This is a genomic window from Pseudomonas sp. CAN1 (genome assembly GCF_030462585.1).
Taxonomy (GTDB): Bacteria; Pseudomonadota; Gammaproteobacteria; order Pseudomonadales; family Pseudomonadaceae; genus Pseudomonas.
This window is the reverse complement of the sequence record NZ_JASMRU010000097.1, coordinates 1-809: the sequence shown is the minus strand read 5'-3', so window position 1 is coordinate 809 and position 809 is coordinate 1. Positions and strand designations below refer to the sequence as shown.

Genomic DNA, 809 nt, shown 5'->3' with positions numbered 1-809 from the left:
TACGTGCAGGCCAAAAGCGTCTGGACCCGCAAGCACACCCTCAAGGCCATCCTGGGGGAAATGGGCATCAAGCCCAGCGGCACCATCCCGGAGATGGCCGACCAGATCGCCGAGGAACTGGCCGGCAGCGGCCGCCCGCTGATCATCGACGAGATGGACCACCTGGTCGCCTCGGGCAGCGTCGAGCTGATCCGCGACCTGTACGAGTCCAGCCAGGCCGCAATCATGCTGATCGGCGAGGAAATGCTGCCGACCAAGCTGAAGAAGTTCGAACGCTTCCACGGGCGGGTACTGAGCTGGATTCCTGCCCAGCCGGTGACCCTAGCCGATGCCCGCAACCTGGTGCCGGTCTACAGCCCAGGCGTCCAGATCGCCGACGACCTGCTGTCGCACCTGGTGACCAAGTCGGTGGGCTCGGTGCGCCGCGTCGCCGTCAACCTGGAGCAACTGGCCGAGGCCGCCGCCGTCCACGGCCTGGTCAAGCTGGATCAGGGCGACCTCAAGCGCCTGGGCGTCGAGCTGTACACCGGAGCGGCCCCGAGCCCGAGGACTTCGAAATGAGTCGTCCCCGTAAGGCTCACCTGTCCATGGTCGGCGGCAAGCTTCCTCGCCAGCACATGTGGGAAGCGATCCGCGCCCACCGCGAAGAGTTCACCGCATACCAGATCGCCCGGAAGTCCGACCAGGACGACGGCGCTGTCGTCACCTACCTGGCCGGCCTGCGCAAGGCTGGCCACATCGAGCCAGTGCGCGCCTTCGCCAAGGATGAAGAGGTGGTGTATCGCCTGTCCCGCGACAACGGCGTGGAG

Annotated in this window: 1 protein-coding gene and 1 pseudogene; both read left to right on the top strand. The window is 66.4% G+C overall.

Translation table 11 applies throughout. The features are described 5' to 3' along the window. Nucleotides 1-561: AAA family ATPase (locus QO207_RS31485; RefSeq protein ID WP_301536138.1), on the top strand; the 561-nt coding region annotated here is incomplete at its 5' end. Further along, nucleotides 558-809 (top strand): annotated as a pseudogene (locus tag QO207_RS31480) (hypothetical protein); the annotation flags it as partial. The gene QO207_RS31485 and the pseudogene QO207_RS31480, both read left to right, overlap by 4 nt.